Below are 19,058 nucleotides of genomic sequence, written 5' to 3'. Positions count from 1 at the left end.
AAAAATGGGTGCGTAGAGTAGTGGCAAATGGCTGCGGCGACAATCCCTGCTGGTACACTGGTGCCTAATTATTCACGGAGGCCGTCATGGCAACCACCCCGGACAACGATGATTTGGACGATGATTTCGAGCGCGCGGCGGGTCAGATAGAAGCCCCGCTGGCTTCGCTCGTGGGCGATTATGAGGAAGTAGATCCCTCAGATGCCTCGGCGCCCCGGGCGCGGGGCGTCTACCTGTTACCCAATCTGTTTACGACCGGCGCACTGTTTGCTGGCTTTTATGGTGTCGTTGCCAGCATGCAGGGGGATTTCTATTCGGGTGCGGTGGCGATTTTTGTGGCGATGGTATTCGACGGGCTAGATGGCCGGATTGCACGCATGACCAACACCACCAGTGCCTTCGGCGCCGAATACGACAGCATGGCCGATATGGTGTCTTTCGGTGTGGCGCCGGGGCTGCTGGTGTTCAACTGGGCGCTCTATGACCTGGGCAAGCTCGGCTGGGTGGCGGCCTTCATCTACACTGCCTGCGCTGCATTGAGGCTGGCACGCTTCAATACCGAGATCGGCACGAATGACGGCAGCTATTTCAGCGGCCTCGCCAGCCCGGCAGCGGCGGCACTCGCCGCGGGTAGCGTCTGGGTGGGGCAGAACGAGGGCTTGGATGCCGCGTCACAGCCACTGTCGGTGATCTACGCGGTACTGCTGATACTGCTGGGCTTTCTTATGATTGCCAACCTTCGGTATTACAGCTTCAAGAAGATGAATCTGGAGGGGCGGGTGCCCTTCGTGCGTATATTGCTGCTGCTGGCGCTGGTGGGCCTGGTGGCGCTGGATCCTCCAATCATGCTTTGGCTATTGTTCCTCGCCTATGCCTTGTCGGGGCCCGCGCAGCATTTTCGCTATCGTAGGGCTGAACGTCAGGCCAGGGAAGCGCAGGATAATGAGCAATAAAGTGAAGAAAAAGGTGCCGGCAATTGCCAGCTCCGAGATTACCCCGGAATCGGATTATCTGAACCGGCGCCAGCTAATACGCCGCGCCGGGATTGGCGCCGCCGGGCTGATGTTACCCGGCGCATCCTCAGTGATGGCCAACGATGGGCTTCGCACGCTGGATTTTGTTCCCGGTAGCCGCCAGTCGGCCCCCTTTACCACCGATGAGCCGATGACCCCTTTTGAGGCGGTCACCGGCTACAACAACTTTTATGAGTTTGGCACTGACAAGACCGATCCCGCCCGGTACGCCCGTGAAATGACGGTTGACCCCTGGTCGATAGAGGTCGGCGGGTTGGTGCAAAAGCCCGGGAAGTTAAATCTGGAAGACGTACTCGGCAGTTTCGATCTGGAAGAGCGCATCTATCGGCTCCGCTGTGTCGAAGCCTGGTCTATGGTGATCCCGTGGATAGGGTTCCCGCTGTCGGACCTGCTGGCGAGGTTTGAGCCCAAATCCGAAGGGCGATACGTGGAATTCAAGACGCTGCATCGGCGCGGTGAGATGCGTGGTACGCGCTCTTTCACGGCAGTAATCGACTGGCCCTATCGCGAGGGTCTGCGTATGGATGAGGCGATGCATCCGTTGACCCTGATGGCGGTGGGTTTGTACGGCAAGACCCTGCCGAACCAGAACGGTGCACCGCTGCGCCTGGTGGTGCCCTGGAAATACGATTCAAGAGTATTAAGTCGATTGTTTCCATCAAGGTGGTAGACCGGCAGCCGCGCACATCGTGGCAGACGCTGGCACCCGATGAGTATGGCTTTTACAGCAACGTTAATCCCGAGGTCGACCACCCGCGCTGGTCCCAGCGCTACGAGCGGCGGCTGCCTTCACCGCTACTCAGACCCAATCGGATCAAGACCCAGCCATTCAACGGTTACGCCGAGCAGGTGGCGTCGCTATACAAGGGGATGGACCTGAGTAAGTTCTACTGAGATGCCCGTTCTGCTGAATGCCGGCGCGCCGTGGGTTCGGGTCGGCGTGTTTGCCCTCTGCCTGGTGCCACTGGGCTTGCTGGTGAGCCGTGTGATAGCCGGGGATCTGGGTCCAGACCCCGCCCAGGTACTCAGTCACGCTACCGGGGAGTGGGGGCTCAACTTTCTGCTGCTGGCGCTCGCCGCTACCCCCGCCCAGCGTTTAGGCTTTCCCGTGCTGCTGCGCTTCAGGCGAATGATCGGATTGTTCGCTTTCTTTTATCTCTGCGTGCATTTGCTTGTCTTTGGCCAGGTCTACATCGGATGGTCGGGGGATATTCTCAGGGAGGAATTGCTGGAACGCCCTTACGTGGCCGTGGGCTTTGCCGCCTGGCTCTTGTTGCTGCCGTTGGCGCTGACCTCAACCAGCGGTTGGCGCCGCCGCCTGAAGCAGCGCTGGCGCCAGCTCCATCGCCTGGTTTATCCGGCGGTGATATTGGGTTGGCTGCACCTGATGTGGCTGCAACGATCCGATTATTCCGAGGCCCTGTTTTATGCACTGCCGCTGGTGGCTTTACTGGGCTGGCGAGTGCTGAGAGTGCGCCGCCGGCTATTGCGTTAAAAGCACTGCTTTGCTAGTGTTTACGGCCGGTTTTGAGAAGGGCCTCGAGGGCTATTTTGAAAGCTGGTAATCTTTCCGAAAATTCTTTTAGCGAAAAGTGTTGACGGCAAGGCAGGTCTGCGTAGAATGCGCGACCTCGCAGTGGCATTGCCCTGGCAATTCACCGCGAGTCGGCAAGAAAATCTTTCAAAAAAAGATTGACGCGCTGTAAGCGCCACGTATAATGCGCGGCCTTGGTTGGGGGAAGCCCCGGCCATCGAGTCGGCCCGAGCGGCCAGACTGCTGATTAACAATACAGATGAAGACAGATGTGTGGGCACTTGTTGGAGTAGTTGACATCAACTATTCAGACACAACAAGTGACTCATTGATTCAATGATTTCGAATTGTGTCTGAGCTGAGATTTGGATAGTAAAGCAAGCTTTGCGTAACTATCCCCTCTTACAGAGATGTAGAGGTTAAAGATTCTTCAACTGAAGAGTTTGATCATGGCTCAGATTGAACGCTGGCGGCAGGCCTAACACATGCAAGTCGAGCGAGAAAGATCTTCGGATCGAGTACAGCGGCGGACGGGTGAGTAACGCGTAGGAATCTACCTAGTAGTGGGGGACAACTCGGGGAAACTCGAGCTAATACCGCATACGCCCTACGGGGGAAAGCGGGGGACCTTCGGGCCTCGTGCTATTAGATGAGCCTGCGTTGGATTAGCTTGTTGGTGAGGTAAAGGCTCACCAAGGCGACGATCCATAGCTGGTCTGAGAGGATGATCAGCCACACCGGGACTGAGACACGGCCCGGACTCCTACGGGAGGCAGCAGTGGGGAATATTGCGCAATGGGCGAAAGCCTGACGCAGCCATGCCGCGTGTGTGAAGAAGGCCTTCGGGTTGTAAAGCACTTTCAATTGGGAGGAAAGGTTTGCAGTTAATAACTGTAAGCTGTGACGTTACCTTTAGAAGAAGCACCGGCTAACTCCGTGCCAGCAGCCGCGGTAATACGGAGGGTGCAAGCGTTAATCGGAATTACTGGGCGTAAAGCGCGCGTAGGCGGTTTGTTAAGTCGGATGTGAAAGCCCTGGGCTCAACCTGGGAACTGCACCCGATACTGGCTAACTAGAGTGCGAGAGAGGGAGGTAGAATTCCATGTGTAGCGGTGAAATGCGTAGATATATGGAGGAATACCAGTGGCGAAGGCGGCCTCCTGGCTCGACACTGACGCTGAGGTGCGAAAGCGTGGGGAGCAAACAGGATTAGATACCCTGGTAGTCCACGCCGTAAACGATGTCTACTAGCTGTTGGGGTACTTGAGACCTTGGTAGCGCAGCTAACGCACTAAGTAGACCGCCTGGGGAGTACGGCCGCAAGGTTAAAACTCAAATGAATTGACGGGGGCCCGCACAAGCGGTGGAGCATGTGGTTTAATTCGATGCAACGCGAAGAACCTTACCAGGCCTTGACATCCTAGAAACTTAGCAGAAATGCTTTGGTGCCTTCGGGAATCTAGTGACAGGTGCTGCATGGCTGTCGTCAGCTCGTGTCGTGAGATGTTGGGTTAAGTCCCGTAACGAGCGCAACCCTTGTCCTTAGTTGCCAGCACATAATGGTGGGAACTCTAAGGAGACTGCCGGTGACAAACCGGAGGAAGGTGGGGACGACGTCAAGTCATCATGGCCCTTACGGTCTGGGCTACACACGTGCTACAATGGCAGGTACAGACGGTCGCTAACCCGCGAGGGGGAGCCAATCCGAGAAAACTTGTCGTAGTCCGGATTGGAGTCTGCAACTCGACTCCATGAAGTCGGAATCGCTAGTAATCGCGAATCAGAATGTCGCGGTGAATACGTTCCCGGGCCTTGTACACACCGCCCGTCACACCATGGGAGTGGGTTGCTCCAGAAGTGGTTAGTCTAACCTTCGGGAGGACGATCACCACGGAGTGATTCATGACTGGGGTGAAGTCGTAACAAGGTAGCCCTAGGGGAACCTGGGGCTGGATCACCTCCTTAAACGATAGTGCAACTCTCCTTCAAGTGTTCACACATTTGTCTTCGTCTGATTGGTTGATGCGACGGTATCCATGGGGTTCGTACTCATAGGCCTGTAGCTCAGTTGGTTAGAGCGCACCCCTGATAAGGGTGAGGTCGGCAGTTCAAATCTGCCCAGGCCTACCACTAAAAGGGGCTATAGCTCAGCTGGGAGAGCGCCTGATTTGCATTCAGGAGGTCTGCGGTTCGATCCCGCATAGCTCCACCACCTTTTACACCATCGCATCGAACTCAGACGGCAGTGCATACCGTGCACTGCCGTCTGGTTTTGACAACCAGATTGTTCTTTAACAAGGTAAATTAAGCTGAGTCTTTGGATTGCAGCGTCGTACTTGAAATTTGAGTAGGGCGAGCGATCCATAGATATAGTTCCCATTGCGTCTTCAATTCGGCGCAATGGAACGAGTTGTACACACTGTGACTTAAGCGTCACAAACATCCGGCGGGCACCGCGGTTAAACGTGGTGTCTAAGTACCCGACCTAATGCTAAAGGGGGTCGGGGAATTGTCTTCTTGGACAGATAACTTCGGTTATATGGTCAAGCGACTAAGCGCATACGGTGGATGCCTTGGCAGTCAGAGGCGATGAAGGACGTTGTAGCCTGCGTTAAGCTTCGGGGAGTCGGCAAACAGACTTTGATCCGGAGATTTCCGAATGGGGAAACCCACCCGCAAGGGTATCCTTAACTGAATACATAGGTTAAGGAGGCGAACCCGGGGAACTGAAACATCTAAGTACCCGGAGGAAAAGAAATCAATTGAGATTCCCACAGTAGCGGCGAGCGACCTGGGATCAGCCCTAAAGTGTTTGGTGTGATAGTGGAACGGTCTGGAAAGTCCGGCGATACAGGGTGATAGCCCCGTACACGAAATCTATCCTTGCATTATTCGAGTAGGTCGGGACACGTGTTATCTTGACTGAACATGGGGGGACCATCCTCCAAGGCTAAATACTACTGACTGACCGATAGTGAACCAGTACCGTGAGGGAAAGGCGAAAAGAACCCCGGAGAGGGGAGTGAAATAGAACCTGAAACCGTATGCGTACAAGCAGTGGGAGCCCTTCGGGGTGACTGCGTACCTTTTGTATAATGGGTCAGCGACTTATTGTCTGTAGCAAGCTTAACCGTTTAGGGGAGGCGTAGGGAAACCGAGTCTTAATAGGGCGTTCAGTTGCAGGCAATAGACCCGAAACCGGGCGATCTATCCATGGCCAGGTTGAAGGTGCCGTAACAGGCACTGGAGGACCGAACCCACTAATGTTGAAAAATTAGGGGATGAGCTGTGGATCGGAGTGAAAGGCTAATCAAGCCCGGAGATAGCTGGTTCTCCTCGAAATCTATTTAGGTAGAGCGTCGTGTCTTACCCTGGGGGGTAGAGCACTGTTTGGGCTAGGGGGTCATCCCGACTTACCAAACCCATGCAAACTCCGAATACCCAGGAGTACAATCACGGCAGACACACAGCGGGTGCTAACGTCCGTTGTGGAAAGGGAAACAACCCAGACCGCCAGCTAAGGTCCCCAATACCAATTAAGTGGGAAACGATGTGGGAAGGCTTAGACAGCTAGGAGGTTGGCTTAGAAGCAGCCACCCTTTAAAGAAAGCGTAATAGCTCACTAGTCGAGTCGGCCTGCGCGGAAGATGTAACGGGGCTAAATTGGTAACCGAAGCTGCGGATGCGTGTACTTCACTTAAGTTCATTCAGCAAGCCTGTCGACGGCGGAAGCCGGCGACCAAGCGCTTCCGAACGTTGAGTCGTTGGGAAGGGGTAGCGAAAGCTATCTGAGTGAGTTTAAGGAAGTGCACGCATGGTAGAGGAGCGTTCTGTAAGCCGTTGAAGGTGAACCGGGAGGTTTGCTGGAGGTATCAGAAGTGCGAATGCTGACATGAGTAACGATAAGGGGGGTGAAAAACCTCCCCGCCGGAAGATCAAGGTTTCCTGCGCAACGCTAATCGGCGCAGGGTGAGTCGGCCCCTAAGGCGAGGGCGAAAGCCGTAGTCGATGGGAAGCAGGTTAATATTCCTGCACTTTATCTTACTGCGATGGAGGGACGGAGAAGGCTAAACCAGCAGGGCGATGGTTGTCCCTGTTTAAGGTTGTAGGCTGAATTCTTAGGTAAATCCGGGAGTTTAAGGCCGAGAACTGATGACGAGCACCCACGGGTGTGAAGTGGTTGATGCCATGCTTCCAAGAAAAGCTTCTAAGCTTCAGGTAAGAGAGAACCGTACTGTAAACCAACACAGGTGATCAGGTAGAGAATACCAAGGCGCTTGAGAGAACTCGGGTGAAGGAACTAGGCAAAATGGTACCGTAACTTCGGGAGAAGGTACGCCGGTTTTGGTGATGGGACTTGCTCCCTAAGCTGAGGCCGGCCGAAGTGACCAGGTGGCTGCGACTGTTTATTAAAAACATAGCACTCTGCAAACACGTAAGTGGACGTATAGGGTGTGACGCCTGCCCGGTGCCGGAAGGTTAATTGATGGGGTTATCTTCGGAGAAGCTCTTGATCGAAGCCCCGGTAAACGGCGGCCGTAACTATAACGGTCCTAAGGTAGCGAAATTCCTTGTCGGGTAAGTTCCGACCTGCACGAATGGCGTAACGATGGCCACACTGTCTCCACCCGAGACTCAGTGAAATTGAAATCGCTGTTAAGATGCAGTGTACCCGCGGCTAGACGGAAAGACCCCGTGAACCTTTACTATAGCTTCACACTGGACTTTGACTTTGTTTGTGTAGGATAGCTGGGAGGCTTTGAAGCAATGGCGCTAGCTGTTGTGGAGCCAACCTTGAAATACCAGCCTGGCAAAGTTGAGGTTCTAACCTAGGCCCGTGATCCGGGTCGGGGACAGTGTGTGGTGGGTAGTTTGACTGGGGCGGTCTCCTCCCAAAGAGTAACGGAGGAGCACGAAGGTGCGCTAATCACGGTCGGAAATCGTGAGGTTAGTGTAAAGGCACAAGCGCGCTTGACTGTGAGTCTGACAAGACGAGCAGGTACGAAAGTAGGTCTTAGTGATCCGGTGGTTCTGTATGGAAGGGCCATCGCTCAACGGATAAAAGGTACTCCGGGGATAACAGGCTGATACCGCCCAAGAGTTCACATCGACGGCGGTGTTTGGCACCTCGATGTCGGCTCATCACATCCTGGGGCTGAAGCCGGTCCCAAGGGTATGGCTGTTCGCCATTTAAAGTGGTACGCGAGCTGGGTTTAGAACGTCGTGAGACAGTTCGGTCCCTATCTGCCGTGGGCGTTGGAGAATTGAGGGAAGCTGCTCCTAGTACGAGAGGACCGGAGTGGACGAACCTCTGGTGTTCCGGTTGTGACGCCAGTCGCATTGCCGGGTAGCTACGTTCGGAAGGGATAACCGCTGAAAGCATCTAAGCGGGAAGCCCCTCCCAAGATTAGTTCTCCCTGACCTCTTGAAGGTCCTGAAGAGCCGTCCAAGACTAGGACGTTGATAGGCTGGGTGTGGAAGCGTTGTGAAGCGTTGAGCTAACCAGTACTAATTGCTCGTGCGGCTTGACCATATAATCCAAGTTATTTTGCGCGTAAGCGTGAAGAAGACAACGGATGTTGTGACCAAGTCATTGTGTGTCGCTAGTTTTATCGACTAGTGAAGATTCAGCTTGATTTACCACCCTATTTGATGGGTCTTGTATCGCTCTGCGGTACTCTGTCCGTCATACCAGTTTGCCTGGCGACATTAGAGCATTGGAACCACCTGATTCCATCCCGAACTCAGCAGTGAAACGATGCATCGCCGATGGTAGTGTGGGGTTTCCCCATGTGAGAGTAGGTCATCGCCAGGCTTCTAAACAAAAACACCCTCAGCCGCAAGGCTGAGGGTTTTTTGTTTAATACCTCGAATATCTCACACATGGGGTTCCTCATGAGAGAGTAGGGTGAGTTGGGGTTTCGAGCCGTATACGGCGAGCCAACGAACGACGCGAGCTCTGCGAGCGGCTGGCTCGAGGCCGTAGGCCGAGAGGCGCCAGGCTTCAAACAAAACAACCCGGTCCAAAGGACCGGGTTTTTTTTTGGATGCGATGATTCTCTGCTCGGTAAAGACTGGGCCTAGCCCAGTCATGTGAAACCCGATGCACCGAAGGTGCCAGGGTTAGGCGCCGAAGGCGTCCCGCAGGGAAAGCGAGCATTGCTCGCTTCCTACTGTAGGTCATACCCATAGACAGGGGCACGCTGTCGCCAGGCTTCTAAACAAAAACACCCTCAGCCGCAAGGTGGTGGCTTTTTATCGACTACCTTGCATGCTTCTCACAGGTGGTTGGGTCGTACACGGCAAGTCTGCGATCAACGTGGTGTTGGGTCTAAGGCCACTACCATGGAATCAGTCCCCCGATCCGCGTAGCATGGCCATTCCCATTCGACGAGCCAAAAGGTTTTGCATGCAAGTAGGATCCAACAAAGTAATCAGCCTCGACTACACACTACGAAACGATGCGGGCGACGTTATCGACCAATCGGCACCCGACGCACCTCTCAGTTACCTCCACGGCCACAACAATCTGATTCCCGGCCTGGAAGCCGCGCTCGAGGATAAGGCGCAAGGTGACCAGGTAGAGGCCATCATCCCACCCGAGGAGGCCTACGGCGCTTACAACGAGCAGCTCATCCAGGATGTGCCGCGAGAGATGTTCCAGGGTATTGAGCACATCGAACCCGGCATGCAGTTTCAAACGCAAACGGCGCAGGGACCACAGCTTGTCACCGTAAAAGAGGCGAACGATGACAGCGTGAAGATCGATGGCAACCACGTACTTGCCGGTGAAACGCTGCACTTCGACGTCACCATCAAGGACGTTCGCGAGGCCTCAGCCGAAGAGCTGGAGCACGGGCATGTACACGGTCCCGGAGGGCACGCACACTGATTATTCGGCGAGAATCTGCCCCACGCGTGTTGTGAGCATGCCGCCTCCCCCATTACCGCAGTTGTAATGAGCACATGGAAAACACCTTTGTTGGTCTTTTGTCGCGTTTTTTGAACTGGATTAAAAGGTTGGTTCCAATCCTATAATTGACGCGGTAGTATCCGCGAATCCACCATCGTGAGTGGCGGGGTGTTCCATTTCATGGGCGCCCACCCATAAAAAAAAATGAAATCTGGAGACGACACATGAGAAACAAAATCCTTAACGCCTCTTTGGCGTTCGCGACCTGTTCGCTGGCAGCTGCCGTTTCACAAGTGGCCATGGCGCAGGTCGACGAAGCGAGCAACGCGAGCGCCGGCCTTGAAGAAGTCGTGGTTACCGCGCGAAAGCGAACTGAGAACCTGCAGGATGTTGGCCTCTCGGTTAGTGCGATGACTGGATCAGAGATCGAAGCGACGTTTGCTCGCGATATCAAGGATCTAGCCTTTATCTCCCCCAACTTGATTATTGACGACACGTCCCAGGGGCCCGGCGGTAACGCCGCGATGTATATCCGCGGTATCGGGGTTGCTGATGTTGAGAAAAACTTCGAGCCGGCGGTGGGTGTTCAGATCGATGGCCTGTTTATCGGTGCCAACAGCGGGGCATTGCTGCGCAGCATTGACCTCGCGTCGGTGGAAGTACTCCGCGGCCCTCAGGGTACGCTCTTCGGTCGCAACACCATTGGCGGCACGATCAATATCGACCGCACTCGTCCAACGGGCGAGCTTGGCGGTAAGGTCCGCGCCGGTTACGGCAACTTTGGTCACTACTGGCTCGATGGCGTCGTAAATTTTGGTATTACGGATAATCTGGCGCTCAAGCTTAGTGGCGCCAAGAACGATCTTAGTGACGGCTACTTCGACAATGTCAGTACTGGCGAAGACGAGGGCATGATCGATTATGAGTCCTATGGCATCAATCTGCTGTGGAATGCCACCGAAAACCTCGAGATCGAATATACCTATACCGATGAGGAAACGGTGCAGGACACACCTCCCTTGGTGAATATGGCACAACCCGATACGTTGTTCTGTGGTGCTTTTGACCTCTGTGCTGAGTCGGTATCCGTGCCCAGTTCGGGCGACCGTTACAACACCAACCGCAAAATTTTCGAGCCGCTCGGTGTTGATCGCGACCCAGGTTCACTGGCGTTATATTCGACCGACACCCTGGAGGAAGTCGACCCGCCGGCTACATTTAATGCCGAGACCCACATCTTTGACGTCCGGTGGTCTATTACGGACGCACTGCAAATGGATTACATCTACGGCACATTCGAAACCGAAGAGACTATCGTTAGCAACTGGACCGCTGAGCCTGTAGTCTTGTTCGGCACCGATCGCCCCGCCGAGTACAAGCAGGAGAGCCACGAACTGCGGTTTACGTACGATGATGGTGGTCGCCTGAAATTGGTTGCCGGAGGCTACCACTGGGATTCTAGCTATGATATCCGCCTGCGCAGTTGGGTGACGTTTATCGTACCGGGCACGATTTTCTATACGCCACAAGACACGCGGCAAACCACCGACTCACAGGCATTGTTTTTCGAAGGCGATTACGCGCTTAGCGATCGCCTGACTTTGACGTTGGGTGGCCGCTATACCAAGGACGAGAAGGTATCGCGCCAGCGCGGTAACCTGTCTACCGGGCCCGACGACCCCAGCGCGGACTGGAGCGAATTCACGCCTAAAGTCGGCGCGCGTTATCAGATCGACGATGACAAGATGCTCTACGCCACCTGGGCACAGGGCTATCGAAGTGGAGGCTTCAACGGTCGCGTGGACTCGCAGGATTCTGCGAGAATTCCCTACGACCCAGAGTTCGTGGATAACTACGAGCTGGGTTTCAAAACCGAGTGGATGGACGGCACCCTTCGTTTGAACGGCGCACTGTTCTATATGGATTACGAGGACAAGCAGGAGGAAATTGGCCTGCCGTCCGAAGGTTCAACCGGACAGAGGATTTCCGTATTCAACGCAGCGACGGCGACCATGCAGGGTGTTGAGTTGGAGATGCAGGCGCTGATTAATGAAAACCTCACGCTGCGCGGTAATATTGGCTACCTCGATTCCGAGTACGACGATTTCACGTTCTTCAACGGTTTCGAGGAGGTCGACAACAGCGGCTTTGATTTCCGCCGCGCGCCCGATTTCACTGGCAGCATGAGCGCGACCTATGCTTGGGAAATTGGTGATGGTGAAGCGTCAATCCGTGGTTCATACCGTTACCTCGGTGAACACTTCATTGAGCAGAGTAACCGTCTCGAGCTGAAGAATGACGATCAGCATTTCGTCGATCTGTCGGCGAACTACTCAATTAATGGGCTGGTCTTGAGTGTCTTCGGCCGCAACTTGACCGAGGAAGACGGTTGGGCCCACGGTTTGAACGTATCGGGTCTGTGGGCCTACGCGTCAGCGCGCGCACCGCGAACCTATGGTGCGGAGGTGACCTACAACTTCGGCGCCAATTAATCGCCTAGCCGTTAGGCTTACGAGGTAAACGCTAAGCAGCGCGCGGCCACCCTTTAGGTGCCGCGCGCTTTTTGTTTCTGATTACCAATAACAGGAACGGCGAACATCAATGAGGGAACAAGCCCGATACTGTGGGTGCAAGGTTGTGGTCATTATCGGGGCCGCCACGGTGATTCGAGTGCAAGCCGCTAACGCCTCAATGCGATAAGTCGAGTCTGTAAGCTTTTTAGAGGACTGAGCAATGAATAAGGAAGAGACCGCAATACTCGCGCTGATGCGAGAATATTGTGACAGTATCGATCGAGGTGATCTGGCGGGTTGCGCGGCGCTATTCAGTGACGGTAGCTGGGGCATCGAAGGGTCGATGGCTCAAGGAGCCGATGAGGTAAAGGCGCAACTGGATAATGTCACGCTGTACGAGGGCAAGCCGCTAACCCGGCATCTGATGTCCAATGTGCAGATTTTTGCGGAGGAGGGGAGCACGACAGCCGAGGCCCGCAGTTGCATTACGGTGATGCAGTGCGTTCCCCCGGACTTTCCCATGCAGGCGATTTTTATCGGTACTTACTACGATACCTATGCCCTGAGGGAGAGCGAATGGTGCTTTGTAGAACGGCGTATTGTCCCAGACCTGGTTGGCAATATGGCCTTTCATCGCGCCGATATGGCGTGAAGATTACGGTCGAAACGTCATCGGTCGATATCGATTATTGTGCACGCCATTTCCTTCTAGGCTTACGGGGTTTCTTTGGCGAGTAGCGGCGACGTCACTTGGCACTGGAGTCCGGTTATCCACCGTAAGTTACCACTGGTTGTGGTAAACCTTGATCAGCGACGGGCAGTTAAGAATAGGTTGAGGCGCTAGAGTGACGACACAGGCAGTGACGACACAGGAACAGGAGCTTGAATTACCCCTCGCAGGCCTCCGCATACTGGAGATTGCCGATGGGCGCACGGATATGTGCGGTCGGTTTCTGGCCGACCTCGGGGCTACCGTCATTATGGCGGAGCCCGACGGCGGTAGCCCATCCCGACGTGTCGGCCCCATGGTTTGCGGGGAAAGCCTGTATTTTTTGACCCATGGCGCGAATAAAGAAAGCCGGGTTATCGACCCCGCCACCGACCATGGCCGTACGCAGTTACTCGATCTGCTTTCCGGGTTCGACCTGCTGATTAATGCCACCAACCCCGGATTCCTCGCTTCATGCGACCTGGATATCTCGCTACTGCGACAACGGTTTCCAGCGCTTGTCATTTTATCGATCTCGGACTTTGGCCACACGGGCCCTTACAGGGATTGGGTCGGCGACAATGCGGTACACCTTGCCCTGGCAGGGGTATTGGCCCGATCAGGGATCGGCGACAAGCCCCCCCTATTGCCGCCGGGCAAGCTGGCCTACGAAACAGCGGCCATTCAGGCGGCATGGGTGGCACTTCTGGCATTGCGGCAGCGTGCAGCGACCGGTCGTGGCCAGCACCTGGACTTCTCCATTCTTGAGGCGACAGCGCAGATTCTGGATCCGGCCCTGGGGGTTACCGGCAGCGCGTCCGGTGGCAGAAGTGCGGCCGAGATGGCACCGAGAGCGCGACCAGAAAAATTTCCCCTGTACCCCACCTTCCCCTGTCGAGACGGGATTGTCCGGGTCTGTGTGTTGAATCCTCGGCAATGGCAGGCGATGAGTCACTGGCTGGGGGACGATCATCCTTTCACCGATGAAAAATACGGCGGACTCAAGGCTCGCTATGGGGTGATTCATGAGGTCAATGCGCTTATTGCTGAACTACTAAAGCCGAAAACCAAAGCGGACATTATCCGCGAAGGTCTAGAGCGCGGTATTCCCATTGCGGTGGTGGCGTCGCCCTCGGACGTCTTGTCCGACGAGCACTTCATCGCCCGGGGTGTGTTCGCACCCGTCTGCAATACCGAGGGTGAGGCGTTTGCCGTCGGTCCCACCGGGTTTTTGGAGTTGAATGGCCGCCGCATGGGTATCCGGCGGAAAGCACCCGAGCTGGGTGAAGAGTTTCAATCGCAAAACCACAGTGCGCAGCATAAGCCTGCGCCTTCGGGTACCGAGGAGGCCATCAGACCGCTGGCGGGCATTCGGGTGCTTGATCTGGGTGTGATCGTCGCCGGCGCTGAACTGGGTCGGCTCTTTGCCGATCAGGGCGCTGACGTGGTGAAGGTGGAAAACAGCCAATATCCCGATGGCCTCAGGCAATCTCTGACCGGTGAAGTCATGTCGGTGTCGTTTGCCCAGGGGAGTCGTAACAAGCGTTCTCTCGGATTGAATCTGCGTTGCGAAAAGGGACGCGAGCTGTTTTTGGCACTGGTGGAGCAGTCTGATGTTGTACTCTCCAACTTTAAGCCCGGCACCATGGAATCGCTGGGTCTCGGCTATGACGTCCTGAAAGCAGCCAACCCGGGCGTTGTGGTTTTCGATAGCAGCGCATTGGGTAATACAGGACCCCAGGCCAAGGCGATGGGGTACGGGCCATTGGTGAGGTCCGCTACCGGCCTTACCGGTTTGTGGCGATATCCCGACGAAGAGCAAAGCTTCAGCGATGGTGTGACGATCTTCCCGGATCATTTTTCAGCACGGATCTCGGCGACGGCGATTCTTGCCCTGCTGTTGCGTCGCCAGGACACCGGTCTGGGCGGCGTCGTGAGTCAGTCCCAGGCCGAAGCGATCCTGACCGGGATGTCCGAGTATTTTCTGCACGAATCACTGGTTCCCGGTTCTGTGATCGCCGGAAACACGGTCTGCGAATACGCCGCGCCCGCCGGGGTGTTTCAGTGTGCAGGGGACGATGAGTGGTGCGCCCTGGGAGTTCACAGTGATGAGCAGTGGCAGCAGTTCTGTGGTCTTCTGGAGCATAATCATTCCTTGAGCCAGCGCACCGATCTTGAAGGCATTGAGGCCCGCTGGCGGTGTCGGGATGAACTCCATCAGCTGACAGCGGCGTGGACCCGGAATCAATCTCCGGAAGCGGTGATGCAGCGGTTACAGGCGATCGGGGTACCGGCGGCAAAAATGCTGCGCGTCGATGAGTTGCCCGCGGATCCTCATCTACAGGCGCGATCGTTTTTCCGCGAACTGCACCAACCCCAGATACCCGAACCTTTACTCACCGAAAACGGGCCGGTGGGTAATAGCGATCTACCGGAACCGGATATTCGACCTGCACCGGAGCCGTTTCAGCACACTCGTGAGATCGCTCGTGAATTGCTGGCCCTTTCGGATTCGGATATCGATCGCTTGGTGGAGTCGGGGACACTGGAAGTGCCGGCCTAGTCTTTAATTCGAGAGCCCCGTCAATACAGCACCGGTAATACCGGTCAAAGGAGAAAAAGGGTGTCTGAAGCGTCCCCAGAGGTAGTGTTTGCGATAAAGGATCACGGTATTGCACTGGTCACGATCAACCGAACCAAGGCGGGTAACAGCGTCAGTCCGGAAGTCACCGCAACGCTTTATGAGGCGGTACAGCGCGTCGATGAGGATGAATCACTTCGGGTTGCGATTCTCACGGGAGCGGGGGACACCGTTTTCTGTGCCGGGGCGGACCTACGCACGGTCTCCGAAGGTCGTGGACAAGAGTTGGTTCATCCCAGCGCGGGCTTTGCCGGCTTTGTTAATGCGAAGCCCCAAAAACCCTGGATTGTGGCGGTGAATGGCGCCGCCATGGGCGGGGGGCTGGAGCTTGCCTTGACTGCGGATATGGTGGTTGCTGCTGAGCACGCGACCTTTGGTCTGCCCGAGGTGAAAGTCGGAGTGGCGGCGCTGGCGGGAGGCATTTACCGGCTACCCCGTGCGATCCCCCGCGCGATCGCCATGGAAATGATTGCAACCGGAGCACCGATCAGCGCACGGCGCGGCTATGAGCTCGGCCTGATAAACCGCGTGGTGCCCGCCGATCAACTCATTGAGGAAGCCATGGGTCTGGCCAGGCAGATCGCGGCCAATGCACCGATTTCGGTGTTGGAGAGTTTGCAGCTGGCGCGGCAGACTTATGACAAGACCGAGGCGGAGCTTCTCGACATGAACGCCGCTGTCCAGCAGCGTGTCATGTCCACCGAAGACGCAAAAGAGGGTTCCACTGCGTTTGTGGAAAAGCGAAAACCGGTATGGAAAGGCCGATAAATGGAGCCCGATAACACCCCGGTTCTGGTGGGCGTGGGCCAGTTCACCGAGCATCAGTCCAATCCGGATCACTTGCTCTCTGCCCTGGATCTGGCCGAACGTGCGGCCACCCTCGCGGTAAGGGATACGCAATCGGGTGATGCCGTTATCAACGCCATTGATACGGTGGCCTGGGTGCGGACCTTCTCGGATTCGGCGCCGCAGTTTGCCAGCCAGTTCGGCTTTTCCAGCAACCCGCCCCGAAGTCTGGCGAAGCGGCTCGCCGCGAACCCGCGCACGGTGATTCATAGCACCGCGGGTGGGAATGTGCCCCAGGCGCTGGTGAACGAGATGGCCGGCAAAATACGCTCGGGTGAGACCGGCGTGGTGCTGCTTGCGGGCGCCGAGGCCATCGCCAATGAGGTGTTCGCCCTCAAAAATGGCCTGAGCCCCGACTGGTCGGAGGCGGTAGACGATGATGTCGAGGACCGTGGCCTGGGTATCGCGGAAATGGCCACGCCACATGAGATTAAACATGGTGTGCTGGATTTTGCGCCGCTGACCTACACCTTGTTTGAAAACGTCGCCCGGCAACAGCGTGGGCACACACTCCTCGAGCACCAGCAGGCCATGGCCCAGCTGATGGCGGATTTTGTTGAAACCGCCCGCGCCAACCCCTTCAGCATGTTTACCCATATCGCCGATCCGGAGGCTTTGGCCGGTGATGATAGCCCGGTCACCTCGCTGTACAGCAAGCAGTTCTGTGCAAGAGAGAAAGTTAATCAAAGTGCTGCCGCTATCATGACCTCGGTAGATAGGGCCAAGGCGCTGGGTATACCCGAGTCCCAGTGGGTCTATCTGCTGGGCGGGGCTGAGGCGACCGAAAAAACCCTGCTCCGCCGGCGCGATCTTGCCGCCTCCGAAGCGCTCAAGGCCATTTTTGATTGTTTGCTGCCGCTGCTCGAGGTGACCGCGAAAGACTTCAAGTACATCGATATCTACAGCTGTTTTCCCTCTGCCGTCGGGGCGGCGATGAAGGCACTGGACATGGAGGCGGGTGAACACCCGCGTCTCACCTTGACCGGGGGCCTGCCGTATTTTGGTGGCCCGGGTAATGACTACAGCTTGCACGCCATTGCCGAGGTGGTAGACAGGCTTCGCTCCGATCGCAAGGCGCTGGGTCTGATTACCGCTAACGGAGGCATCCTCAGTAAGCAGGCGGTAGGCGTTTACTCGGGACTGCCATCAACAGCCCCCTGTCAGCTGCCCGAAAAGGCGGTGATACAGGCGACAATCGACGGGATTCCCGACGAGCCCGTTGCCGAAAAGCCGAGGGGCCCTGCGACTATCGAGACCTATTCGGTCCGCTATTCTCGAGGCAAGGCAACGGGCGCGGTGGTCATCGCCAGGCTCAGGGACAGTGGCGAGCGGTGCATTGCGGTTGTGGAGGCGGGTGATGCTGCAACCCTTGAAAAACTCGAAGTCGAGGATGCAATGGGTCTGCTCGGCAGGGTTGCCGGCGATGAAAAGACCACCTTTACCTTTGGTTGATAGTGCCTCCGAGGGCCGATACGGCGTCGGAGAAGCCGTGACCGTGGAGCGATAAGCCTGCCGGACCAAGGGGCAGGGTCCAGACATTGATCAATGAATTAGGACGTAGCATGATGAAAGCGATAGGTGCAGTGATTGAAGAGCCGGGTGGTGTTTTTCAGTGCAGGGACTTTCAGCTCGCTGATCCCAGGGCTGACGAGGTACTGGTTGAAATAGCGGGTTGTGGTGTCTGTCACACGGACCTGGTGTGTCGTGACCAGGGCATACCGGTGCCGACGCCCTGCATATTGGGCCATGAGGGCTCCGGGGTGGTGAAGGCGGTTGGCTCGGCGGTGTCCAGGGTCAGTCCTGGCGATCATGTGGTACTGAGCTACCAGAACTGCGGCGAATGCCAGAATTGTTTGAAAGGGGCACCGGCCTATTGCCTCGACTTTTTTGCTCGCAATTTTTCAGGATGTCGCCCCGACGGTTCGATTGCGGTGTCGGCGTTGGACCCGCAAGCGCCGCTGTACGGCCACTTTTTCTGCCAAAGTAGTTTCGCCACCCACGCCATCGCCCACGAACGCAACACGGTCAAGGTGCCCTCCGATGCACCCCTGGAGCTGCTGGGTCCGCTAGGATGTGGCATTCAGACCGGAGCCGGCGCTGTGCTCAACAGTTTGAAGCCCCGAGCGGGCTCCAGCATCGTGATCTTTGGCGCGGGCTCCGTCGGTCTCAGTGCCGTTATGGCGGCGAATCTCGTCGGGTGCGGCACGATTATCGCGGTGGATCCGGTGGCGAGTCGGCGTTCTCTGGCACTAGAGCTGGGTGCAACCGCGGTTATCGATCCACAACCGGAAGACCCACTGGCCCGGGTCAGTCAGTTGACAACGACCGGCGCTGATTTCAGTCTCGAATGCACGGGCAAGCCCGATGTGTTGCGGGCCGCCGTTGAGTGTTTAATACCCTCCGGTGTGTGCGGCATTATCGGCGCCGCTCCCCTGGGCACCGAGGTGAGTTTGAACATGACCACCATGGCCACGCGCACCATAAAAGGGATTGTCGAGGGCGAGAGCGATCGCAACCTCTTTATACCGACATTGGTGGACCTGTATCAGCAGGGTCGTTTTCCCTTCGATCGGCTGATCACGTTTTACCCGCTGGCCGATATTCAGCGCGCGGTGGCAGACACCGAGTCCGGCAGGGTGCTCAAAGCGGTCTTGCGACCTGCTTGAGGTCACCTGCTTTGGACGCCATTCGCCGACGACCACACGAGGTCTTGAGATCGGTGAGACAGTGCCATATTAGGGATGGTTTCGACCGTACTTGCAGCGACCACTGAGGTGGCTAGTCAGCGGTTTGCCCGAGCGTCGGCGAGCGAGTTGTTTTATACGCTCTTGCCGATGGAGCTACGCGAGCAGCCCGAGTAATCCAGGG

The 19,058-nt window shown here is 56.3% G+C and carries 9 protein-coding genes, 2 tRNA genes, 3 rRNA genes and 1 pseudogene; all 15 read left to right on the top strand.

Going from position 1 to position 19,058, the window contains the following annotated elements:
* The first annotated feature begins 86 nt into the window (after nucleotides 1-86).
* The 15 genes and pseudogenes from pssA (at nucleotide 87) to NOR51B_RS01020 (ending at nucleotide 18,856) form a co-directional block, all read left to right on the top strand.
* Complete coding sequence (gene pssA, locus NOR51B_RS01090; RefSeq protein ID WP_009020095.1) at nucleotides 87-953, top strand: CDP-diacylglycerol--serine O-phosphatidyltransferase; 867 nt, start codon at nucleotides 87-89, stop codon at nucleotides 951-953.
* A pseudogene (msrP, locus tag NOR51B_RS01085) lies at nucleotides 943-1,928 on the top strand (protein-methionine-sulfoxide reductase catalytic subunit MsrP). Before pssA ends, msrP begins: the two are co-directional and overlap by 11 nt.
* 1 nt (nucleotide 1,929) lies before the next feature.
* Entirely contained in the window at nucleotides 1,930-2,529 is a 600-nt protein-coding gene (locus NOR51B_RS01080) for a protein-methionine-sulfoxide reductase heme-binding subunit MsrQ (protein WP_009020944.1), read from the top strand.
* Nucleotides 2,530-2,999: 470 nt separating this feature from the next.
* Nucleotides 3,000-4,533: ribosomal RNA gene (locus NOR51B_RS01075) — 16S ribosomal RNA — on the top strand.
* Between the two features lie 88 nt (nucleotides 4,534-4,621).
* Nucleotides 4,622-4,698: transfer RNA gene (locus NOR51B_RS01070), tRNA-Ile, on the top strand.
* Between the two features lie 6 nt (nucleotides 4,699-4,704).
* Nucleotides 4,705-4,780 (top strand) — tRNA-Ala (locus NOR51B_RS01065).
* A 329-nt stretch (nucleotides 4,781-5,109) separates the two neighbouring features.
* Nucleotides 5,110-8,101 (top strand): 23S ribosomal RNA (locus NOR51B_RS01060).
* 166 nt (nucleotides 8,102-8,267) lie between these two features.
* Nucleotides 8,268-8,383 (top strand): 5S ribosomal RNA (rrf, locus tag NOR51B_RS01055).
* The 16S, 23S and 5S rRNA genes sit together here with 2 tRNA genes alongside, the layout of an rRNA operon.
* A 594-nt stretch (nucleotides 8,384-8,977) precedes the next feature.
* The gene (locus NOR51B_RS01050; protein WP_009020201.1) at nucleotides 8,978-9,460 is read left to right on the top strand and encodes an FKBP-type peptidyl-prolyl cis-trans isomerase; all 483 of its coding nucleotides are present in this window, start codon (nucleotides 8,978-8,980) and stop codon (nucleotides 9,458-9,460) included.
* A 245-nt stretch (nucleotides 9,461-9,705) separates the two neighbouring features.
* A complete protein-coding gene (locus NOR51B_RS01045; RefSeq protein WP_009019532.1) occupies nucleotides 9,706-11,973 on the top strand; it encodes a TonB-dependent receptor in 2,268 nt (755 codons plus the stop codon).
* Nucleotides 11,974-12,214: 241 nt separating this feature from the next.
* The gene (locus tag NOR51B_RS01040) at nucleotides 12,215-12,646 is read left to right on the top strand and encodes a nuclear transport factor 2 family protein (RefSeq protein ID WP_009019885.1); all 432 of its coding nucleotides are present in this window, start codon (nucleotides 12,215-12,217) and stop codon (nucleotides 12,644-12,646) included.
* 193 nt (nucleotides 12,647-12,839) lie between these two features.
* Nucleotides 12,840-15,266 carry a CaiB/BaiF CoA transferase family protein gene (locus tag NOR51B_RS01035; protein WP_009021655.1) on the top strand — a complete coding sequence of 809 codons (2,427 nt, stop codon included), beginning with the start codon at nucleotides 12,840-12,842 and terminating at the stop codon, nucleotides 15,264-15,266.
* 60 nt (nucleotides 15,267-15,326) lie between these two features.
* Nucleotides 15,327-16,112 carry an enoyl-CoA hydratase-related protein gene (locus NOR51B_RS01030; protein ID WP_050759386.1) on the top strand — a complete coding sequence of 262 codons (786 nt, stop codon included), beginning with the start codon at nucleotides 15,327-15,329 and terminating at the stop codon, nucleotides 16,110-16,112.
* Nucleotides 16,113-17,642 (top strand): acetyl-CoA acetyltransferase, encoded by a 1,530-nt coding sequence (locus NOR51B_RS01025; protein WP_009019714.1) that lies wholly within the window; start codon nucleotides 16,113-16,115, stop codon nucleotides 17,640-17,642.
* A gap of 110 nt (nucleotides 17,643-17,752) precedes the next feature.
* Complete coding sequence (locus NOR51B_RS01020; protein WP_009021452.1) at nucleotides 17,753-18,856, top strand: NAD(P)-dependent alcohol dehydrogenase; 1,104 nt, start codon at nucleotides 17,753-17,755, stop codon at nucleotides 18,854-18,856.
* Nucleotides 18,857-19,058 lie beyond the last annotated feature (202 nt).

Origin of the sequence: Luminiphilus syltensis NOR5-1B, assembly GCF_000158175.1 — a bacterium.
GTDB classification, from domain to species: domain Bacteria; phylum Pseudomonadota; class Gammaproteobacteria; order Pseudomonadales; family Halieaceae; genus Luminiphilus; species Luminiphilus syltensis.
Note: the sequence above shows the minus strand (reverse complement) of the source record. Positions and strands in the feature narration are given on the sequence as shown.